Origin of the sequence: Rickettsia asembonensis, assembly GCF_000828125.2 — a bacterium.
GTDB classification, from domain to species: Bacteria; Pseudomonadota; Alphaproteobacteria; order Rickettsiales; family Rickettsiaceae; genus Rickettsia; species Rickettsia asembonensis.
Genome location: NZ_JWSW01000068.1, coordinates 1 through 427 on the forward strand (window position 1 = coordinate 1; position 427 = coordinate 427).

Consider the following 427-nt stretch of genomic DNA (forward strand, 5'->3'; position numbering starts at 1 on the left):
ATTGCCGGTAGTAATGAATCTATTATTTCACTTTTATTTACCCCTGCTCCTTGAATTATATCTATTCCTTGTTTTATATTTTTATTTGTTTCAATATTTTTTTCAAGAAACTTGCATAATTTATCTATTGTACTTTTAAAAGCATTTTGAACCTCAACTTCTTGGTCCGGAGTTAATGGAGTTTGTTGTAAATCTATATTCTTATTAGCTTTCTTAATTAATTTTTCAGCCTCTGATATTGTTTCTGTAGAAATTTCAACTTTTTCTTCTGTTTCTTCATCATAAAAAGGTTTATCTAATTTTTCTTTAACTCTTTTTAAGAGTTCTTCTCCATATTTTTTACGAGGTATTTGTTCATTACCTACACTCATTTCTATTAAAGCACTTTCAACAGCGTTTTTATAAGCTTTTACTTGTACTTTAACAG

General features: G+C 26.9%; 1 pseudogene. It reads right to left on the minus strand.

Going from position 1 to position 427, the window contains the following annotated elements:
• Positions 1–427 (minus strand): annotated as a pseudogene (locus tag SB78_RS11165) (hypothetical protein); the annotation flags it as partial.